The organism is Calothrix sp. CBUCES-K 9914, assembly GCF_059640475.1.
This window is the reverse complement of sequence record NZ_JBXXZH010000035.1, coordinates 22,783-40,537: the sequence shown is the minus strand read 5'-3', so window position 1 is coordinate 40,537 and position 17,755 is coordinate 22,783. Positions and strand designations below refer to the sequence as shown.

The following is a 17,755-nucleotide window of genomic DNA, read 5'->3' as shown; positions in this document are numbered from 1 at the left end:
ATTAAAGCCACAGAAGAATGAGAGACTTCTGCTGCCAGGTAAATAAATTTCTCAAAATTTAATTATACTCGGCTCTTTTTGTCTCTTCAGAAAGAGCTTTTTTGTCCAAAGTTTAAAAAACACTTCGTGCGCTTTCATGGGCAGGCGCCTCATTCAGAGTTACTATCCTAAATTTTGGAATTTTTGTGGTATTAAAGCTAAGTATCAGATGGAGAGACTCGGTGGGGACAGGGTTAAAGCATTACCAGGAAACAGTTTCAGCTTCCTTGCCCCCAATTTCAAGTGCTACATAATCTAATCGATAATCCGTTACATCCGTTGTATCCGTTGCCTACTAGCCTTTATATTTATTTTGAAACACTTCATAAGCTTGTTCATACTCAGCTTCCCTATCAACTTTAACAAACGGAGGGTAAAAGGTTTTCGTAACAGTATCCAACCCATCATTAATTTGCCAACTTACAGTTAAAGGAGAAGTACCATCCCAATTTTTTCGTGCTTCTCGAACTTCCTTACCTCCAGCAGCTTTTCTATCGGTACTGGGTAAGCGTTGTCCTTTTGCATCGTATTCGTCTGCTAGTTCATATTGTCGCATTACAGGAAACTGCACACGGTAAATAGTTGTAAGTTCATCAAGAGTTAAACCAAGTCCTAACGCAACTAGTACATCTATTTCTAAAAGTGCTTGGCGCCGGGAAAAGTCACTGCGAAGTGGGGAATGCCATGCCCACTCACGCGGGTCGAGCATATGCCAACGGATCTCGAATGAGTCTAACATAGGATTTTCTACTGCCCAACTATCTTGTGGCATTTGTGTGAGAGCAACAGATGTCCAAAGGTCTGCATATGCGCCCGTGAGTGCATTCAGGCGTAAACCTCGGTGCATAATTGGTTTAATATAGGGATTCGATATTTTGGGTAGTGTTTGTAAATTAGAGTCATAAATATCTGAGCGACCAGTAACACGCATCAAAAAATCAAAAATAATTGATGCTGTGCAACTAGTGAAACCGAGTAAATCTAAGTTTGATGCAAACGTTAATGATAAGACTGGATGAATATGTACTATACCAGGAGGCATAATTGCACTGATTAACGTCCGCTCTGTACTTGTACTAGCTAAACGTCGATTTACATATCGGTAATATTCAGTTAAAAGTTTATTATCATTGAACTCTGGAATAGCGGTGTTAAAAATTGTTAAATCTCCGTTTTTGTTTCCAGGGGAATAAACTGCGCGCGGGAGATATTCTTCAGATAATGTCGTCCAGTCAACATCATCATAACCATTGTTATGCTGACAACGAGTTCTTGGTGTTTTATTGAAGGGTGTCCCGACATAAAAATGAGGACCACTAATTACCCACTCATTTGTATTATTGGGTTGAAAAGTTGGATTATCATGTCGGGTTAAAATTCCATCACGTTGACTGTTTGATTCATGAAACAATTCTGTCGCAAAGTACTTTCCTTTAAGCTCCGCAAGAAATTTTGCTGCTTTGTTAATTTTATCAAATACAGTAACGAGTTGGTAAGCATGTAAATTAACTAATGGAGTTTGTAAATAATCTTTTTCATATTCTGAGCTAGCGAAAATACATAGTTCTCGATTAGTAATTCTTACTATCCTATCAGGGTGTCCAGAAATATTCCAGTTACCAGAATTTGTTTTGATTCCAGGAACAGGTCTTTCATCCTTACTCACAGCACGAGAAGTTTTAATAGTAGCGGGATGAAATAAATTACTAATAACGTCGAAACAAATTTGCTTTTGAGGTTGACTAGTATAAATATTCAAACCAAATCTCATCCTACCGTGGTCATTAGTACCTTTAAAAAGGTTAAGCTCATTTTCAAATTGATAATGTGCTATTAATCTTGAGTAATATTTAGCTCGTAACAGTCCTCCGTTTGGGTCATCATAAGTACCTTGAGGATGCAAAAGTCCTCCACAACCTTGTTTACCTAACAAACTCCAACTTTTAACAATAAAATTTTTATACAAGTTCGTCTGGCTCCCACGCAGTGCTTTATAAAGTCGGTGACTATTAAGAAAAGCTACTACACCTAAACTTGAACGTTGAGCGTTTAGATAAATTATACGTTGCCACTCTTCCTGTAGCATTGGCAGACGTTTCTTATTAAAATCTGCACTTCTTACTTCTTTAACTCCTAACATCGCATCAAAATCACTTAACAATGCTGCATCAGTCCAAGATACTTTAATCCAAGGTGGGTTTCCTAATATTAAGTCAAACCCGCGCGCTTGACTAGCATCACTTCCTAATATCTCAGGAAAAGCAAGTTCCCAATGTTGAAATTTCTGTTCCTCGGCAATTTCTCTACTAACACGATACCATGATACTGCTGCACATAACAAGTCGGTGTTTAAGTCATTTTTTGCACTTGCTTTTAATAAACCTGCACTGTCAAAGTTTAATCGATATGCTTTGATACCTAAATCTACTTCTTGGGAAAGTAATATATGTGCTGCTTCTAAATAGTCGTCACGTTTGGGTAATGCTTCTGTTTCATCCATTGACCAGAAAAATAATGCACACCATGAGTCCATTACTAACTTTAACCGTTGGAAACTTCCTGATGTTGACTCTAAGTTTGCTTTTACTTCTTCTTGCAATGCTAAACTTGGTCCCGGTTTAGTTGTAGGGGGATAGGGATATACGCTTGCTGGACATGCTGTTTTTTCTAATGCTGCTTTTCTTTGTTCTGCATACTTTTGTTCGTGTTGGTCTATTAATTCACTGATAGATAGCGCTAAATTTACTTCTGCTTCTGTCCATTTGCGCTTAACTTCTTTTTTTAACCATTCTTTTGCTACTTTGACTCCTTCTGGTTGAAATTGTTTTACTAATGCATCCCCAGATGTCGGCGCCATATCTGGGTCAAACACTAAATAATGATATACTTCGTTTTTACCCCGTTGTTCTCCTGGTTTGAGTTGACGTGGTTCTACTGCTTCATCTCCATTTTTTAAATGCACTCCTGCTAATAGTTGCGCTTTACTCCATACTGCTCGACGCGCACCTATCAAGCTATTACCTGCACGCAATCGTAATCCAAACCAAGGTGTGGCGCCGCGTACCCATGTTTCTGTAAAATCATCATGGACTAACTTTGCCTTATGCATCGAGTTTAGCCACAATGATAAGGCGCCGAGTTCTACTGCTGTTAGGTTTAAATCTACTCCATATAAATTACGAGTAGTTATATAGTGTTTAACACGACGTAACTCATAAGGGAAATCAACAGGGTTTATCGAATCTCCAAGTTGCTTTTCTTTGAGTTCCAAATACTTCTGTGCAAGTTGATTTGCAGCTTCATTTAAGAATGCACCGCTTCCCATAGCTGGTTCACAGACGGTTAATTGAAGTATTTTATCGGCATCTTCTGGTGTATAATCTTTTAATAACGGTCGTAATGTTTCTTCTACTAAACATTTTGTTAAAACTTCTGGGGTGTAATAAGAAGCACTTTGTTCTCTATCCAGTCCTGACAAGTGTAAAATAAACGAACCTTTGGGATAAATACGCGGTTTACCTTCTACTCTTTCAACTTCTTCTTTTTTAAACTCCTCTAACCTGTCTTTGTATACAAACCAAGTTTGAGTTTTCGACTTGCCAAATTCATCCTGTGCGCGTTTAACTTGTATTAAGTCCTCAGTTGCAAACATGCCTTTGTACGAAAGCAAACCTTCATAAACGGCGCCTAATTGGTTAATTCCTAAGTCTGCATAGTTTACTCTTCCTGTGGTTTTGGTTCTTTCGTCGTAACTTAAAGATAGTTTACGTATAACTTGCTGTAAACAACGGTTAGAAAGACGCGCTTTACTCAATAATGGAGTTGCTTTCGGGTCAAATAATGTTGCTGTTAATGGTGGTAGTTCAAAAGCTCGGGTATTTTGAACAAACTTTAAATCTAGTTGATTATGACTAGTTTCTTCTGGTAACGAGTTAAACCCTGCATTTATTAAACCAAATATTCGACTAATATGTTCATGGAAGTAAAATCCCTCAACTGACTGTTCAGATAAAGGAACTAATTCCAAATCTCGTAAAGATTCTATACTATATCCCAAACGATAAGCATTATCATTTATTGGTAAAATACCTAATTCTGTTCCATGTGCTTCTGCGTAAAAGCAAAATATCAACCGATACACAAAAGTTAATGCTTCATGACGCAACTGTTCCGCAGTAACAGAGGTAAACTCATCCAACATCGTCATTGCCATATTACGACGGCGCCTATCATTAACCCATTCATTCGCCAATAACTCAATAGCTTCGCGCACAGCAACTTGTAAATTTTCTGTTACACCATGCGCTAATTTATGACTTTGTTCCTCTAACGTATCATGTAACACCTCAGTTGATTCGCCATCAGGCGCCAGTGTTTCGCACGATATAAATGTTGCAATTTGTTCAAACGTTGCTTTTTCATTACGACCAAACGCTTCATCCAAATCAAAAGCTAACCAACGACCGTTCGTATATGCTTTACGGTCAAATAACAAAACGTGACTTCCTGCCAATAACATCACCCAGCGTGGAGGTTCCTCTGTCTTAAATATCTCTCCCACAGCTTTAGTCCAGTCTCCCTGAACTAATTTATGTGTATTATCTACTAACTGTTGAGGTAACGGTTGAGCTTCTAAAGGGTCTTCAGTCGCCACACCATCAGGTAAACTACCATCAGGAATACAAAATATACTCTCACAAATAATTAACCAAGGTTGCCCAAACCGTTTTAATAACCCCAACGTCGGAACATAAATATCTCCTGCTTCTACAGGAACATCAGCACCTTCCAAATTACTATAACCAAGTGCCTGTAATAAATACAAATGCCAAGACTCAATTTCTGCACCTGCATGGCGCCGTAACTTCCAGTCCAATTCCTCCAAAGCTTGAGCTTTTGCCTTAAAATACCGTTGTGCCAACCTTTGTAACTGCCTCGGAGAAGCTGCTGCACCGTCTTCTTTCCACTGTTGGGTAAATTTTTGGGCATCTTTAGAAAAAGTAGTGTCCAAGTAGTGCGAAGAGTAGTATTCACCAACGTTATGGATGGCAAGGTCTAAAGGCATAGTGGAAAGAGAAGCTAATAACCACTCTAGTATAGGTAATTATTGTGGATTTAGCGGTAATTATTCTAACTTGTCCCTAACCCTATTTATCCTGTTCTTTTAGGCGTTGAGCAAGTAAACAATCCTCAAAGCTAAAGGCTTCTTCATCTAGAAAGCTAGATATTGCCATTTCGATTGTAGCTTCGAGTGAACATTCAAGTTCAGCAGATTTTTTTAAGAGTGCAGTTTTTATAGGAATCCGGTTTGATTTTTGAAAGGATACGTAGATAATTAGGGCGCCTAAGCGACTTAGTAATGCACTATCATCAAGAATTTAGTACTTAAGTACGATACCTAAATTTGTTCAAAAATCAAATAGTAGTCCTATATATAATCAGGCAAGTGGTTAACAAGCTGATTTATTGATTCTGGAGAAAGGTGTTGGGTGGTGATGGTTTGAGTCATATTTCTCTGGGGATTTTAACGTTGTAAGGGGGATTGCTAGCTTGGAGGATAAGGGTTTCTAATTCATATAATAACCCTGGTTTTTGCCACTGGTTGAGAGTGGCGAAGGTAATCCTCACATATAAAGGGTCGTAGCGGTCAAGCCAACCTCAGAGAAAGGCTTTATGTCCCCCACGTAGTCTGTCTCGTAAGTTTTTAGCTTTGCCGATGTATAGTAACCCTTCGGACGAATGTCGAAATGCATATAAGCCAGCTGTGGTGGGGATATCTAAAAACTCGCGACTGAGAGGATGACATTGCTCGAAAGGAGTGAAAGCAAGAGTATCGAGGATTTGGCGGGCTTCTTGTCGAATAGAGTCGGGCATGGTCGCAGGAAATCACATTTGCCCGATTTTACCTTGAGACCGTACATGCTTGGTCTCTACGTTATGGTAATCAACATTTTAGGTAACACCTTCAATTACCAAAACGAGCCGAGTAATAGGCGCCTCTCCTGGTAGTAAATGTATATCACGCCAATGTTGTTGACGGTCTTTAAGATATCTGTACATTTCTGAGCGTTCTTTTTGTAAACGTTTGAAAGTGGGACTCGAAGGGTCAATTTCAGCTAATTGTTTGTTAATAATGTCAAGGCGTTTCTGACTCCATTGTTGCAGTCTTTGCTCTTCAAGTTGCAATAAAGGCGCCACTTTTTCTTGACGTTGTTTCTCTAGAGATTGTAAATGTTCTAAACTAGCTTGAACGGCAGCAGAAATTAACATATTAGCTGCTGTAACTTTTGCGGGAGTTGTAGTATTTGCTAACTTTTCAAACCCTGCATCAGAGAGTGTTTCGCGCAGTGATGCTATTCTGTTACCACGACCTTTTGGGAAAAAGCGAACCGCATGAGCATCTACAACTAATGGTGTTCCTGCTTTTGATGGAACTTGTCCAATAAAACAAAATGCTAATTCTTTAGGTTCTAATTCCTTAGAAGTAATAATTGGCGCCTCACCTCGTGCGTACTGCATTAATAATCGTTCTACCAACCATTGCATAATTGGATGGGTTTCGCTGCACAATAGTTCTTTAGACCAATAACCGGAGGTATTACGTGCAGCAGTAATAGCTAATTTAACCCGTTCAACATCATCAGTTAGTCGAAATTCGCCATTTTCTTGCCAAGCTTCTTGAGGAATTGCAGTGGCGCCAAAGATAATATCATTATTTGACAAGGTAGCACCTAAACGACGTTTCAAATCAAGAGGCGCCTCTAAAGTAATCATTCTATCTTCAACACGCAAAGGCGGATAGTCCTGATGTGATTCCTTTAATAAACGATATGCTTCTTGCAAAAAATCAAAATCTTTATAAAACCGAATGCGGGAGGAAGAGTTAGGAGTGAGGAGTGAGGAGTTAGGAGTTGGGAGTGAGGGCATTTCTTCTTCACCTAGCAAAAATGCGAGTAAATCATTATCATCTTTAAGGTTGGCTGCTGAGATAATTGATTCTAACTCGTTTGCTTCTGCTGATATTACTGTATTTTGACGCGCGCGGTTTTCTAAAACGTCTGTGTCTCCTTTTAATAAACCTTGTTCGGCAATATACTCTACTTCCTTTCCTTGGTCATACAGTTGAAGTTGACTTTCTCCAGAACGGGTACTGCGGTTAATTTCCTCGACTTTATTTATTAACCGTTCAAAAATAGCTGAGTCTCCTTCGAGCAAACCGTTTTTCGTCTCAACCATCAAATACCGTAAAATTGGCGTTTGAGTTTGCCCAATGCGGTCAACTCGCCCGTTACGCTGAATTAAGGTAATAATTGACCAAGGCAAGTCATAATGAATAACATGATGACATTGGTGATGTAAATTAATCCCTTCAGAAGCAACATCTGTAGCAATCATCATCCGTACAGGCGAAGATTTTGTACTGAATGCTTCTACTGCTGACATTAAATGTACATCCGGACAGGCGCCGCTGATGGAAGCAATTGCTTGTTTCGATTGGTCTTCAAATTTCTCGCTATGTTTAAGATTAAATACCTTTGCTATTGCTGTTGCCAGTGCTTTTTGTGTTTCTACATATTCGGTAAATACTAGTATGCGCGGGCTATTATTTTCTCCAGTCCAACCAATTTTATCTAACTGTTTAAGTAATAATTGAAACCTAGATGATTCTGTAATTGTAATTGTTTTAAGGTTTTGTTCTAACCTAATTAAATAGGATATTTCTGGACTTTTAGGGTCTTCTGTTTGTAACTTCTTCACCCGTTTAGAAACTGTATTTGCACAAGATTCTGGGCTAGAAAGAAACTGTTTATACAAGCCGTACTGAATTAAACGTTGATTTTTCCAATCCGTGCGCTGCTCCGATTCGATAGCTGCTTGAGCCGTTTGCCGTAGTTCTCCTAAAATACTATAACAAGCTTCCTCTACTTTAGTTGCGGCTACTTTAGTTTCTTGTATCGGTACAACAATTCTATCAGTAAGTTGCTGCCCAATTTGACCACGCACATCTTCTTTAAACCGCATCAAATAAAAACCTCGAATATCCTCAGCATCATACTCGCGGTAACGAGGGTCGGGAATTGCGGAAGGGTCAAGCAAAGAAATTAACCGTCCAAAAGTTTCTCGCTTTCCGTTATGAGGTGTTGCAGTTGTTAGCAACATACTATCTGTACGTCGTGACAGTAACCGCGCTAATCGATTTGCTAAGTGCTTTTCTGGTACACTGGCGCCTGCGACATTATGAGCTTCATCAATTACCACCACATCCCAGCGCGCTTCTTCTAAAAAATGACCGTAACGACCAACATCTTTAAGGGTATCAATACTAATAACAACTCGGTGATAAACTTCAAAGGGATTTTTATTAGTGGGAATTTTTAGTCTCAGTTTGGCAATTCCCTGAGAATCTAAACGCACTAAAGGAATTGCAAAACGGTTCCACAGTTCTGCTTGAAACTGTGTCAGCATAGATTTTTTGGTCAATACTAAAATTCGGTCGGCACGTCCACGACGCATCAACTCAGTCAAAATCATGCCAATTTGGATAGTTTTCCCCAAACCAACAGCATCCGCAAGTAATAATCTTGGTCGCAACTGTTGCAGCGCGCGATTTACTGCCGTTACTTGAAACTGCATCAAATCATAGGCGCCTAAATTTTCTAAATCCGCTTCCTCACCCGAAAAAGGCATTTGTCGCAACTGGGCTTCAAGAAACAACTTAGAACGGCAAAAACCATTAGAAGTATCTGGAATGAGCTTCGTTTGACGCGGGTCAACAGGCTCAACTTCATCTAACTGCGTTAGAAAAATAGCTTGGTGTCCCCGAACTAAATCATCTACCCCAATAACATGCACCGCGTGTTGAGTACCTGCATCATTCGATGCTTCAACACGCTGCACCAACCACTCAGCATCACGGCATAAAACCCGCATTCCCGGAGCAAGGGGTAGAACATTGGGCATGATTCGTAGTTCTCGCTTATTACACAACCGTGAAATTTTACTACATACAGTATAGATGTTGACAACTTTAACCGCCTATTGAGTGTAATTTGAACTTGTATTAAGTTTTACCAGCCCTTGCCCCTATATTGACACTAAATACGTAACGTATAGTTTTAAAATTTCAATATTCTTGATGCTTGTAATTAATGCTCGCACATCAACTCTTGCAAAATTTTGATTTGCAGCTTCTCCCACATTTAGAACTGTTTATCTTTAAAGCAATAGCAACAAATGTAGTTATGTTACTAATCAATAATTAATTGTTCTGGTTGAGTAATTCTTACTTCAAAAGTATTACTGTCTAATTGTTTAGGTACTACACCAGAAACTCTCACATCTTTTTTTTGCAAAGCAATAGGGTTAGAAGCACCGGGAATTTGGCTAAGGATCTGCCTGCTGATAAGCAAAAGATATATTTTATTGCCTGCGGACAATCTAAACTTTTCAGTCTCGCTATCTTGCTTGCTCCATCCATTAATTTTACCCACTATAGTTGAATCAGTATTTAAACCAGAGGCATTTTGTTTTGAAGCAGAGGTAGTGCAGTAAAAATTAACAGGATTACTCTGAAAGTCCGCACACTTTAAAACTTCTTCAGATTTTTGAGAAAGTTTTACAAAGGTAGAGTAGTCAGGTTCTTCGCCAGCACCGTAATTAGCTTGCTTTTGGATATTGCTAGGAGCATCTAGGAGAGCTTTTTTAATAACTTGTCGATCCGGCTCAGAAATATTAGGGGATAGGTAAACACCAGACCCTGGAATTTTTCGACTCAAGTGAATAATTCTTAAGCCATTTGTATTTTCAATCCGACTTAAAGCAGCGGCACCCACATCAGCTTTACCAGTTTCTACCATTTTCACAATGTTTTGACTGCTGTTACCTTCATCTACTCGTAGAGTTTTACCAAACAAGTCATAAGCAGGCATATAGAAACTAGACGCTGAATTAAAGTCTCCAAGAGCTATAGTATGCGATGGCTTTAAATCATTAAGGGATTTAATAGAGCTATTAGATTTGACAAACAGTGCTGCCTGGTAATAAGGAGGATTACCTGGGAACATTTGAGCAGCATAAGTATAGCCATTATCTTTAGCTGCCACAGACAGCATGGGGGAGAGAGTAAAAGCAATATCCCACTCCTTGCGGATGATACGATTTCTTGCTTCCGTATAAGAAATGGAATTGTCTCCATCAATTGTTATCTGTATATTATTTCCAAATTGAGAGCGCAGGTGCGATTCTAGCTCATTGTAGTTTTTTGAATTTCCTAGTATGCCTATCTTCAAAGAATTAGCTTGCAAGCGATACTTGGTAATTTTTTCTGTACTATTAATAGTGGTAGATATTGAAGCATTGTTTACTGAGAAAGACTGGAAAGACTTAATTGCTACTACTACCCCAAGGACAAACATAGCTATTATCGTCAGCGATAATTTAGCGATTGAATTAACTGGGTATATTTTCTTAGTTCGTGTATTATCATTTGTATCAGGATTTAATTCTTGAGGTTTCTGATCACTCTCAATATCTGGGTTTAGATTATTAATTTTTATAGAAGGTTGAACCAAATTTGTTTCATCGTCTAGGTGGGGCGCCTCTGGATTTTTATTAATATTTGCTGTATTATTATCAACTTCACTAGAGCCTGTTTCATCGCCTGAGTGGGGCGCCTCTGAAGTTTTGTTATTATTTGGTATATCAATACCAACTTTACTAGAGCCTGTTTCATTACGTAAATAAGATACGCCTTGCCTCAAATTTCTAAAGCTATCCACATCATCAGGCGATATAACTTCAACAATATTTTGCATCTTGAATAAAGTTTCTTCAACTTCGTCTAATGAGAAAATGTTAGCAACACACGGATGTGCATAACGATTTCTAATATTTCTGAAGCTTACTAGTTGGCTTTGGTGTATATTTGTCAATATTGTAGTATTAACAAGAGTTTGATTAAAGACATCCTCCCAGATATTATTGTTATCAATAATATTAAGTAGTAAGCTAATATCTAAGTCATCAAGGCTGTATTCTGTCTGATTTGGATTACTGCGTCTGAGAATATTTCTTACATTACTATTATTGTTAAGCCACTCATCACCGTATTGTTTTGTGATTTTACTATTAACAAAATTTAATAGTACAGTCTGTAACATTGTCAACCCTTTTCCCATTAATTCTAATTCAGCATTTGTATTAGACATAGTAGACCTCCAGATAAATGTTTTGTTAAATATTGTGCTGAAATATTTATTTACGAAAATCGAATATAGTTGATTTGAAGAAAATCTATAATCTTTAAACGGTTGACTTAGATAAAAACTGAAAACGATGTTTTATATTTTATCTACTATGCAGAGAGTATGTGATAAGATAAATGTTTCAACAAATAAAAACTTCCCCAAATTTATTACTCTACAATAAGAATAAAAACTGGTATGCATCCAGTGTTAAAACATCTATTTTGTATACCTACCTAGCAATTAGTTTTTAGCATCATTAATTTGTTTAAGCATTTCTTCAATTTTTTCCATCCCTAACGGGGATGGTTTAGAACGCCCATTTTCCCAACGATTGATTGTAGAAAAAGTAACGCCTAAAAAAGCAGCAAATTGTTCTTGAGTTAATCCTGTTTTTAACCTCAGTTCACGAATTAGCTTACCAAGTTCTGGCTGATTAGCTACTGATGTTTTTTTGATAATCATTCAACCTCCAACCTACTACATGACATAGCAAGTAACATACAATTTGCTATATGCTAACTAGATATAAAGCAAAAAGTCATCAGCAAAAGTTCTGACGATTAGCTTGAAAAAATAAGTATTAACTGAATAATTATAAGTAGAGTAATTACTGAAAGTTTATAAAGTATTTATATTAGCCTTAACAATTTAAAACGTAATGGCTAACTTGGATATATAGAGAAGACTGTTTCAAAGTGATAACACGTAATTTGGCGTAAGCGCACTTGGATGACACCCGAAGGTAAAATTATCAGAATATGCTTTGAACCCCGTGTTTTAAGTACTAGAGTACTTAAAATACATGTAATTAGCCAGTAACGCATGTAAATATTCTATGAAAAATGGCGCCTGCCCACACACGGCTGTCATAAACTAATTTTTATCGTATTGGCACCTGTAAGGGTCGTTTTGAAAATATTCATAATTTTCGTGCTTAAAACAGGGAACACTAAGTGTAATGGACTTTACACAAAATTTATTTCATATTATGGAGTTACGTAGAATAGTTCTCTATTTTGGCATCGCCTTTACATTTGCGACTACTGGGGTAAATTTAAACTACCTGGCGCCTGTGAATGCTCAAAAACTTGCCAATGCTAAGTTAATGCTAAGTCAAGTTAATTCTAGCAAATCAGTGCTTTGTCAATTTGGTGCCTATGTTATTGATAAAGACCCTAACGGCTTAAATGTTAGAAAGGCGCCGAACTCCTCAATAATAGGAAAGCTTCCTACTACTGCATTGGTTGTGAATGTAGATATTATTGCTTGCCAAGGTGAGTGGGTACAGATAAGTAGAGCCGAAAGCACTCAACCAGAAGGAGTACCTTTTCAAGGTCGAGGTTGGGTACACGCACCTTTGTTAGGAACTACTACCCGTGGTTATGGTACAGGAGTATATCTTTACAAAGAGCCAAATACAAAAAGTCGTAAGGTTGGTAAGGTTCCTGAAAGTACTGAAGTCAAACTTTTAGGTGGTAATGGTAAATGGATATTTGCTGAGTATGGTAAATTGAGAGGTTGGTTGGCACCGTCTGACCAATGTCCATCGACTTTAACTACATGTCCTTGAAAAGCCACCTTGCATGAATAATGAATTTACAGCGGCGCCGTTTCTTTCCACGCGGTGGAGACTATTAACTTTTTCTAGAATCATTAAATTTAGTTTTTAAGTAGATTTTATTCAGAGACTACATGGTAAAATTTAATACATGATTATCAAGTAAGAGATAGTTAAGGGAAAAGCTAATTAAGCACAAAAAAGCTTGATTGTACGAGCAATGCCAATCGCTTACGCCTGGAGAAAAGCTGAAGGGAAGTTGAAGAATGTATTCGACGTGCCGTAAAACGAGTTTTTGAGGTTAATATCAGGACTTAATAATGACAAAGTTACCTAAACGTACTAATTCGCAGATGATTGGCGCCAATGCTGCCGACCTCCTCAGTTCAGTTTTGACTGAATTTTGCAATGTTATACCTGTTCCTCAAGATAGAGACCTGGGCGTTGACTTCATCTGTGAAATTATGCAAGGGAAATATCCAACTGGAAAGTTGTTTAATGTTCAATGTAAGGGAAAAGAAGAAGCTAAGGTAAAAGGTGATTTAATTTCAGTTCCTATTGCAGTAACAACCCTTAATTATTGGTTACTTCAACCAAATCCAACATTTTTAATTATTGTTGACCGCAGAAATAGTATTTTTTACTGGTCTTTTCCGCAGAATTTTCTTGGTTCGCTTAATAAAAAATGGCAAGACCAAAAAACTATCTCAATCCCTATTTCTATACACGATAGTTTTAAGCGAGATATAAATACCTTGCCCACCAAATTAGTATCAATAGTTAATTCACATGCATCTGAAGAACCTCAAAATGGTGATTATCTTGGGACATTAACCCTCGCAAGCGCCATAGACAAAGCTCTTGATTTAGGTCTAGATGTACTGAGTACACCCTTCCACCGTCCTTTTCAATATATTGGGATGTTAATAGCTGATGCTGCAAAATCCGTCAGTGGAGAACCAAATGAAGCTAATAACATTATCATTGATTCTGAACAAGCCCATATGCTTTTAGAAGCAGAAGGAAACTTTATTAACTATGTGGATATTGAATTAAAGAAAACTGCTCCTTGGAGTCTAGACCGCCCGTTCGATTCCGAGGCAATCTTAGGAGTACTTAGTATTAATCCATCCGAATTAGAATTAGTTCGTAAACAGACGCACTTTCACACATACTATGACCATAAGAGGAAGTTAAAGATTGGTGTCTCTTGCCAGTATGAAGGCGCCCCACTGTCGGTAGGATTTAGCAGTAAGTATTATAAAGCGTGAAATGTTTCGCTGATTCTATAAGTTGAGGTACGGCACCGTTTATATCCAACAAACTTTTAACCAATTTATGCACCTCAAAAAACTCAATTATTATAAAGAAGTTGAGTTTCATGTTTCGAGGCTAAGAGCCTTTGCTACTATTTATGGTTAGTTGGAGCAAAACTATTTGCATTTCTAACTAAAACTTGATTGATAGCTTCCAAACGGCGCCGTTGATCCAAAGCAATGCAATTCCAACGCCAACGTTCTGACCACATAGGGTACTGCTGCAACCGAGTAGTATAATACGTATTCTTTGGATTAGCGCAAATCGAGAACAAGCCGACTCGGTAATTACCAGCCTCCAACTCTCCATTGTTCTTACGAAAAGCTTCAACTCTTGCCCACAAGATAGCCTCTTTACCCTTCAATCCTTGTTTGATAGCATCTGCGTAACGCTCTGCAAATGTATTACTAACACGAGGAGATGCTTGATTCCATTGGTCAATCGAATTTAAAAACACTTCTATATTTTCTTCTGGATTTAACCCAGCAGCTTGCATTTTACGAACTAATACAGAAATACGACTTTGAGTTCTTCTTAAACAGCCAGCATCCGCATTTTGCAAATTAGCTCCTCCTCTACCTTGGTCACTACACCAGCCTCTGTTATTAACTCTGTTGCCAGGGTCAACATGCCCGTAGTATAAAGAAGTTTTGTTGCCTTCAATGGTACAGTTACCTTCCGCAGCGCACAAGGCTAATACTCCTACTGAAGAATTATTGGCAAATAAAGTATTTAGCTTACCTGAATAAGATGTATTGACTTCACTCAGACTTTCTAAACCATCATCGCCAATTTTTATTGCAGGCTTACTAAATACAAAGATGACGATACCAACTAATAATAGGGCGTTGAGGAAATCCCACTTACGCCCTAGCTTTTGTAAATTCATGAAAGTTAGCTAAATAGCAACACTAAAAGAAAAATACCTAAAACAAAACCCATCCACCAAGAAAAAAAAGATGCAATTAATAATCCAGCAACTAGGAAAACTAACTGTTTTAATAGCAGTGGTAAGCTACACCAAAAATGCAATGTTTGTTGAAAAATATTCGGTTTCCAGGGAGCTTTAGCTTTCATATGCCCACCATGAATTAACCAGTGAGCAAGTGGGCATAGCGGAAGTACATCTGTCCACAACTCTTCATGTCCCAAGTGACGATAACCAACACCCGTATGGTGTATACTATACTTTCCGTACTTTTTAGATGCATATTTTCCAATTCTGACCCAAGGAAACATTGAGCATCGATAATTACATTGCTTTAACCAAAAATAGTGCTTATTTCTCCAAGCATCAGACTTCATGTACAAATAATAATCGCTTGGAGAAAGGTATTTTTTTACTTTCATTTACAAACCTCTTGATTGTGCCATCCGACTAAAAATTCTTTGAGCAATTCCACAATTCCTAGGGTCGCGAATTGACTTCAGTATTTCTACGCCTTCGGTTACATCAAATCTATCCAACGCGGCTATTAATCTAATGGCAGTACTAAAATCAACTCCATTTGCAATAAATTGTCCTTCTAAGCCAACTGGAAACTGTAATAACAATTGCTCTGTGTCTTGCAACGCCTCATCCAAAAAATCGCTATGTTCTGAGAACGTATATGCAGCGGCATAAAGTTGCTTCAAAACAGATAAAATCCCTGTTAAAGCTTCAGAAACTATCTCAGAATCTTGATTGTTTAATACTCTATTTCTCGACATAATTAGAACCTCAAATCCTTGGCAGTAATAAAGCCCGTAGAAAAGATAAAATTTTTGTTCAGAGAATAATCAGCGTCTTGTTGTAAAAATCTCATAAATTCCTGATGCCCTTTAGATGTACGCCCTACCGGACAACCTGCACTTGCATCATCAACTAACTGTTGGTCATGTGCGCTATGTTGATTGGCGCCAATTAACGCGCTCTCTTTTACATCATCTTTGTCAACCTTGCCGTTACGATTTTTATCGCGCCATATATCAACAGGAACCACTTGTACTAAAGCAAGTTCTCGGTTTTTATGCATACCAATACGCCATGCTTTATACTGCCCTGGTACTTGTATATGTGCCGCACCCGACGCATTCATTGGTTGCTTGGTGTAATGATTTCCCGGTTCAACAGAAGCATCCCAGGCACCAATCAAACGTGGAGTCGGATTGACTTCAACTAAAAAACGGCTGTCATTAAATTGATTGGGAGCGTTATCGTTACTAACACCATTGGGAAACATTCCTTGAACGTAAAAAACGTTATAACGACGGGCGCCAGTTCTCACTTCCCAATTATGAGCGTGCGCATAATCTACAAGCGCAGCAGCGATTTTGTCTGCTTCTTTAATTTGTGTGGAAGTTGTAGAACCGATATTAATGATGCGATTTAACTGAAGTTTGCCTTCAACCCACGCATTAACACCAGGATGCACAATGACAATTGCCATAATTAAGGACAATCCAAAACAGCAAACACGTCCTCTTGCTTGGGCAATAACATTTTGGCGAAGTGCTTCTTCTACTGCTTTGATTTCGTGATATTGGACTTCTGGAGGGAGGTATCTGAGTAGGTCAGTGGCTCGAATTGGCATTTATGCCCCTTTTTGTAAGCGTCTAGCAAAGTTTGGCAATCTTTAGCGAGACTATGATTTTCTATTGGTTGTTTGTGCGTACTGTGTATGAATGATTTTGAACGCATCAAATTTTCCAAGTCGGAGCGTACATCAGTTGTTAGTGCTGCAATATTCAGGCGCCAGTTTGGAATTAGAGCAAACGAACCATAGCCGGAACTAGCCATATCTAAAACAAACACAACAAATACAGCGCCTGTAATCAATAAGCTCGACGAAGAAATCTTTATCCAAGAGAAATGAGAGAGTTGTTGGAATATTTCCCCTCTCTCCCTATTCCCGACTCCTCTATTAAAGGGAAACATTTTACTTGTTTCCTACTGATTGATAACCGCTGGTGCCTGTCCAATTAGTTAAGGGTAAAGTAGTTGTGGGTTGTTGCGGTTGTTGTATAGTTACTCTTGGTTGTTGCCAATCATCTGAGGCGCCTGAATTTAACCGCACTGCTTTATCTAAACTGTCACCCGCTCCCGTTGCAACAGTACCAAATCCATTCCATACTCCTGTTGCAACAGGTTTACCAGCATTAACAACACCATGACCAAATCTAACTGCCGTGGGAGCATTTTGTGGAAGTTGTCTTGGATTACGAGTTGCAATCAGTCCACCCAAAAAGAATTGAGCAACCCATCCACCCACAATTAAAGTACCGATGCCCATCGACCAGAAAGCAAACGACCTCCACGGTTTGAACGGGTTGGTGTGACTAGCAACAGTACCCAAAGTACCGATAGCTGCACTGGCGCCGTTTTCCATTGCTGGTGTAATACCACGACTATAATTTTGTCCCCAATCGTAGGCGCCTCTTGCATAGCGTCCAGCACGGTACGCGCGTCCATGCCAGTTTGATGACCTGTTGTGACGATTAGTGTAATCATCGTTGTCTTCTTCGTAATTTGCGTCCATAACATCAGTACTTAAATAATCGTTTGAATGTAACTGTGGTAAGCTGGCGCCTCTTAGTTGTTTTCTAACCATACATA

The 17,755-nt window shown here is 38.5% G+C and carries 12 protein-coding genes; 2 read left to right on the top strand and 10 right to left on the bottom strand.

Annotation, left to right across the window (positions count from 1 at the left end; translation table 11 throughout):
* Positions 1-334 precede the first annotated feature (334 nt).
* The 5 genes from AC2JBO_RS10775 to AC2JBO_RS10755 form a co-directional block, all read right to left on the bottom strand.
* Positions 335-5,104: a DNA methyltransferase family protein gene (locus AC2JBO_RS10775; protein WP_496953647.1), complete on the bottom strand. Its 4,770-nt coding sequence runs from the start codon at positions 5,102-5,104 to the stop codon at positions 335-337.
* A 593-nt stretch (positions 5,105-5,697) separates the two neighbouring features.
* Positions 5,698-5,913 (bottom strand): GIY-YIG nuclease family protein, encoded by a 216-nt coding sequence (locus tag AC2JBO_RS10770; protein WP_496953646.1) that lies wholly within the window; start codon positions 5,911-5,913, stop codon positions 5,698-5,700.
* A 78-nt stretch (positions 5,914-5,991) separates the two neighbouring features.
* Positions 5,992-9,000 carry a DEAD/DEAH box helicase gene (locus tag AC2JBO_RS10765; protein WP_496953645.1) on the bottom strand — a complete coding sequence of 1,003 codons (3,009 nt, stop codon included), beginning with the start codon at positions 8,998-9,000 and terminating at the stop codon, positions 5,992-5,994.
* 287 nt (positions 9,001-9,287) lie between these two features.
* On the bottom strand, positions 9,288-11,246 hold the full coding sequence (locus tag AC2JBO_RS10760) for a PhnD/SsuA/transferrin family substrate-binding protein (protein ID WP_496953644.1): 1,959 nt from the start codon (positions 11,244-11,246) through the stop codon (positions 9,288-9,290).
* Between the two features lie 279 nt (positions 11,247-11,525).
* Positions 11,526-11,747 (bottom strand): helix-turn-helix domain-containing protein, encoded by a 222-nt coding sequence (locus AC2JBO_RS10755; protein ID WP_496953643.1) that lies wholly within the window; start codon positions 11,745-11,747, stop codon positions 11,526-11,528.
* A 496-nt stretch (positions 11,748-12,243) separates the two neighbouring features.
* Here AC2JBO_RS10755 and AC2JBO_RS10750 point away from each other — a divergent pair, with 496 nt between their 5' ends.
* Positions 12,244-12,855, top strand: coding sequence for an SH3 domain-containing protein (locus AC2JBO_RS10750; protein ID WP_496953642.1), 612 nt, complete (start codon positions 12,244-12,246; stop codon positions 12,853-12,855).
* Positions 12,856-13,163: 308 nt separating this feature from the next.
* A complete protein-coding gene (locus AC2JBO_RS10745; protein WP_496953641.1) occupies positions 13,164-14,114 on the top strand; it encodes a DUF4365 domain-containing protein in 951 nt (316 codons plus the stop codon).
* 137 nt (positions 14,115-14,251) lie between these two features.
* Here AC2JBO_RS10745 and AC2JBO_RS10740 read toward each other — a convergent pair whose 3' ends face one another.
* The 5 genes from AC2JBO_RS10740 to AC2JBO_RS10720 all read right to left on the bottom strand — a co-directional run bounded on the left by AC2JBO_RS10740 (position 14,252) and on the right by AC2JBO_RS10720 (position 17,750).
* Positions 14,252-15,049, bottom strand: coding sequence for a hypothetical protein (locus AC2JBO_RS10740; protein WP_496953640.1), 798 nt, complete (start codon positions 15,047-15,049; stop codon positions 14,252-14,254).
* Positions 15,050-15,054: 5 nt separating this feature from the next.
* Positions 15,055-15,510 carry a hypothetical protein gene (locus AC2JBO_RS10735; protein ID WP_496953639.1) on the bottom strand — a complete coding sequence of 152 codons (456 nt, stop codon included), beginning with the start codon at positions 15,508-15,510 and terminating at the stop codon, positions 15,055-15,057.
* Positions 15,511-15,870: a hypothetical protein gene (locus AC2JBO_RS10730; RefSeq protein ID WP_496953638.1), complete on the bottom strand. Its 360-nt coding sequence runs from the start codon at positions 15,868-15,870 to the stop codon at positions 15,511-15,513.
* A gap of 2 nt (positions 15,871-15,872) precedes the next feature.
* Entirely contained in the window at positions 15,873-16,733 is an 861-nt protein-coding gene (locus AC2JBO_RS10725; RefSeq protein ID WP_496953637.1) for a hypothetical protein, read from the bottom strand.
* A gap of 345 nt (positions 16,734-17,078) precedes the next feature.
* Complete coding sequence (locus tag AC2JBO_RS10720; RefSeq protein WP_496953636.1) at positions 17,079-17,750, bottom strand: protease-associated domain-containing protein; 672 nt, start codon at positions 17,748-17,750, stop codon at positions 17,079-17,081.
* Between the last annotated feature and the right edge of the window lie 5 nt (positions 17,751-17,755).

What these genes read in the sequence shown, in the direction of transcription:
- AC2JBO_RS10775 (WP_496953647.1), bottom strand. Translation starts at nt 5,104, where the DNA reads ATGCCTTTAGACCTTGCCATCCATAACGTTGGTGAATACTACTCTTCG.
- AC2JBO_RS10770 (WP_496953646.1), bottom strand. Translation starts at nt 5,913, where the DNA reads ATGCCCGACTCTATTCGACAAGAAGCCCGCCAAATCCTCGATACTCTT.
- AC2JBO_RS10765 (WP_496953645.1), bottom strand. Translation starts at nt 9,000, where the DNA reads ATGCCCAATGTTCTACCCCTTGCTCCGGGAATGCGGGTTTTATGCCGT.
- AC2JBO_RS10760 (WP_496953644.1), bottom strand. Translation starts at nt 11,246, where the DNA reads ATGTCTAATACAAATGCTGAATTAGAATTAATGGGAAAAGGGTTGACA.
- AC2JBO_RS10755 (WP_496953643.1), bottom strand. Translation starts at nt 11,747, where the DNA reads ATGATTATCAAAAAAACATCAGTAGCTAATCAGCCAGAACTTGGTAAG.
- AC2JBO_RS10750 (WP_496953642.1), top strand. Translation starts at nt 12,244, where the DNA reads ATGGACTTTACACAAAATTTATTTCATATTATGGAGTTACGTAGAATA.
- AC2JBO_RS10745 (WP_496953641.1), top strand. Translation starts at nt 13,164, where the DNA reads ATGACAAAGTTACCTAAACGTACTAATTCGCAGATGATTGGCGCCAAT.
- AC2JBO_RS10740 (WP_496953640.1), bottom strand. Translation starts at nt 15,049, where the DNA reads ATGAATTTACAAAAGCTAGGGCGTAAGTGGGATTTCCTCAACGCCCTA.
- AC2JBO_RS10735 (WP_496953639.1), bottom strand. Translation starts at nt 15,510, where the DNA reads ATGAAAGTAAAAAAATACCTTTCTCCAAGCGATTATTATTTGTACATG.
- AC2JBO_RS10730 (WP_496953638.1), bottom strand. Translation starts at nt 15,870, where the DNA reads ATGTCGAGAAATAGAGTATTAAACAATCAAGATTCTGAGATAGTTTCT.
- AC2JBO_RS10725 (WP_496953637.1), bottom strand. Translation starts at nt 16,733, where the DNA reads ATGCCAATTCGAGCCACTGACCTACTCAGATACCTCCCTCCAGAAGTC.
- AC2JBO_RS10720 (WP_496953636.1), bottom strand. Translation starts at nt 17,750, where the DNA reads ATGGTTAGAAAACAACTAAGAGGCGCCAGCTTACCACAGTTACATTCA.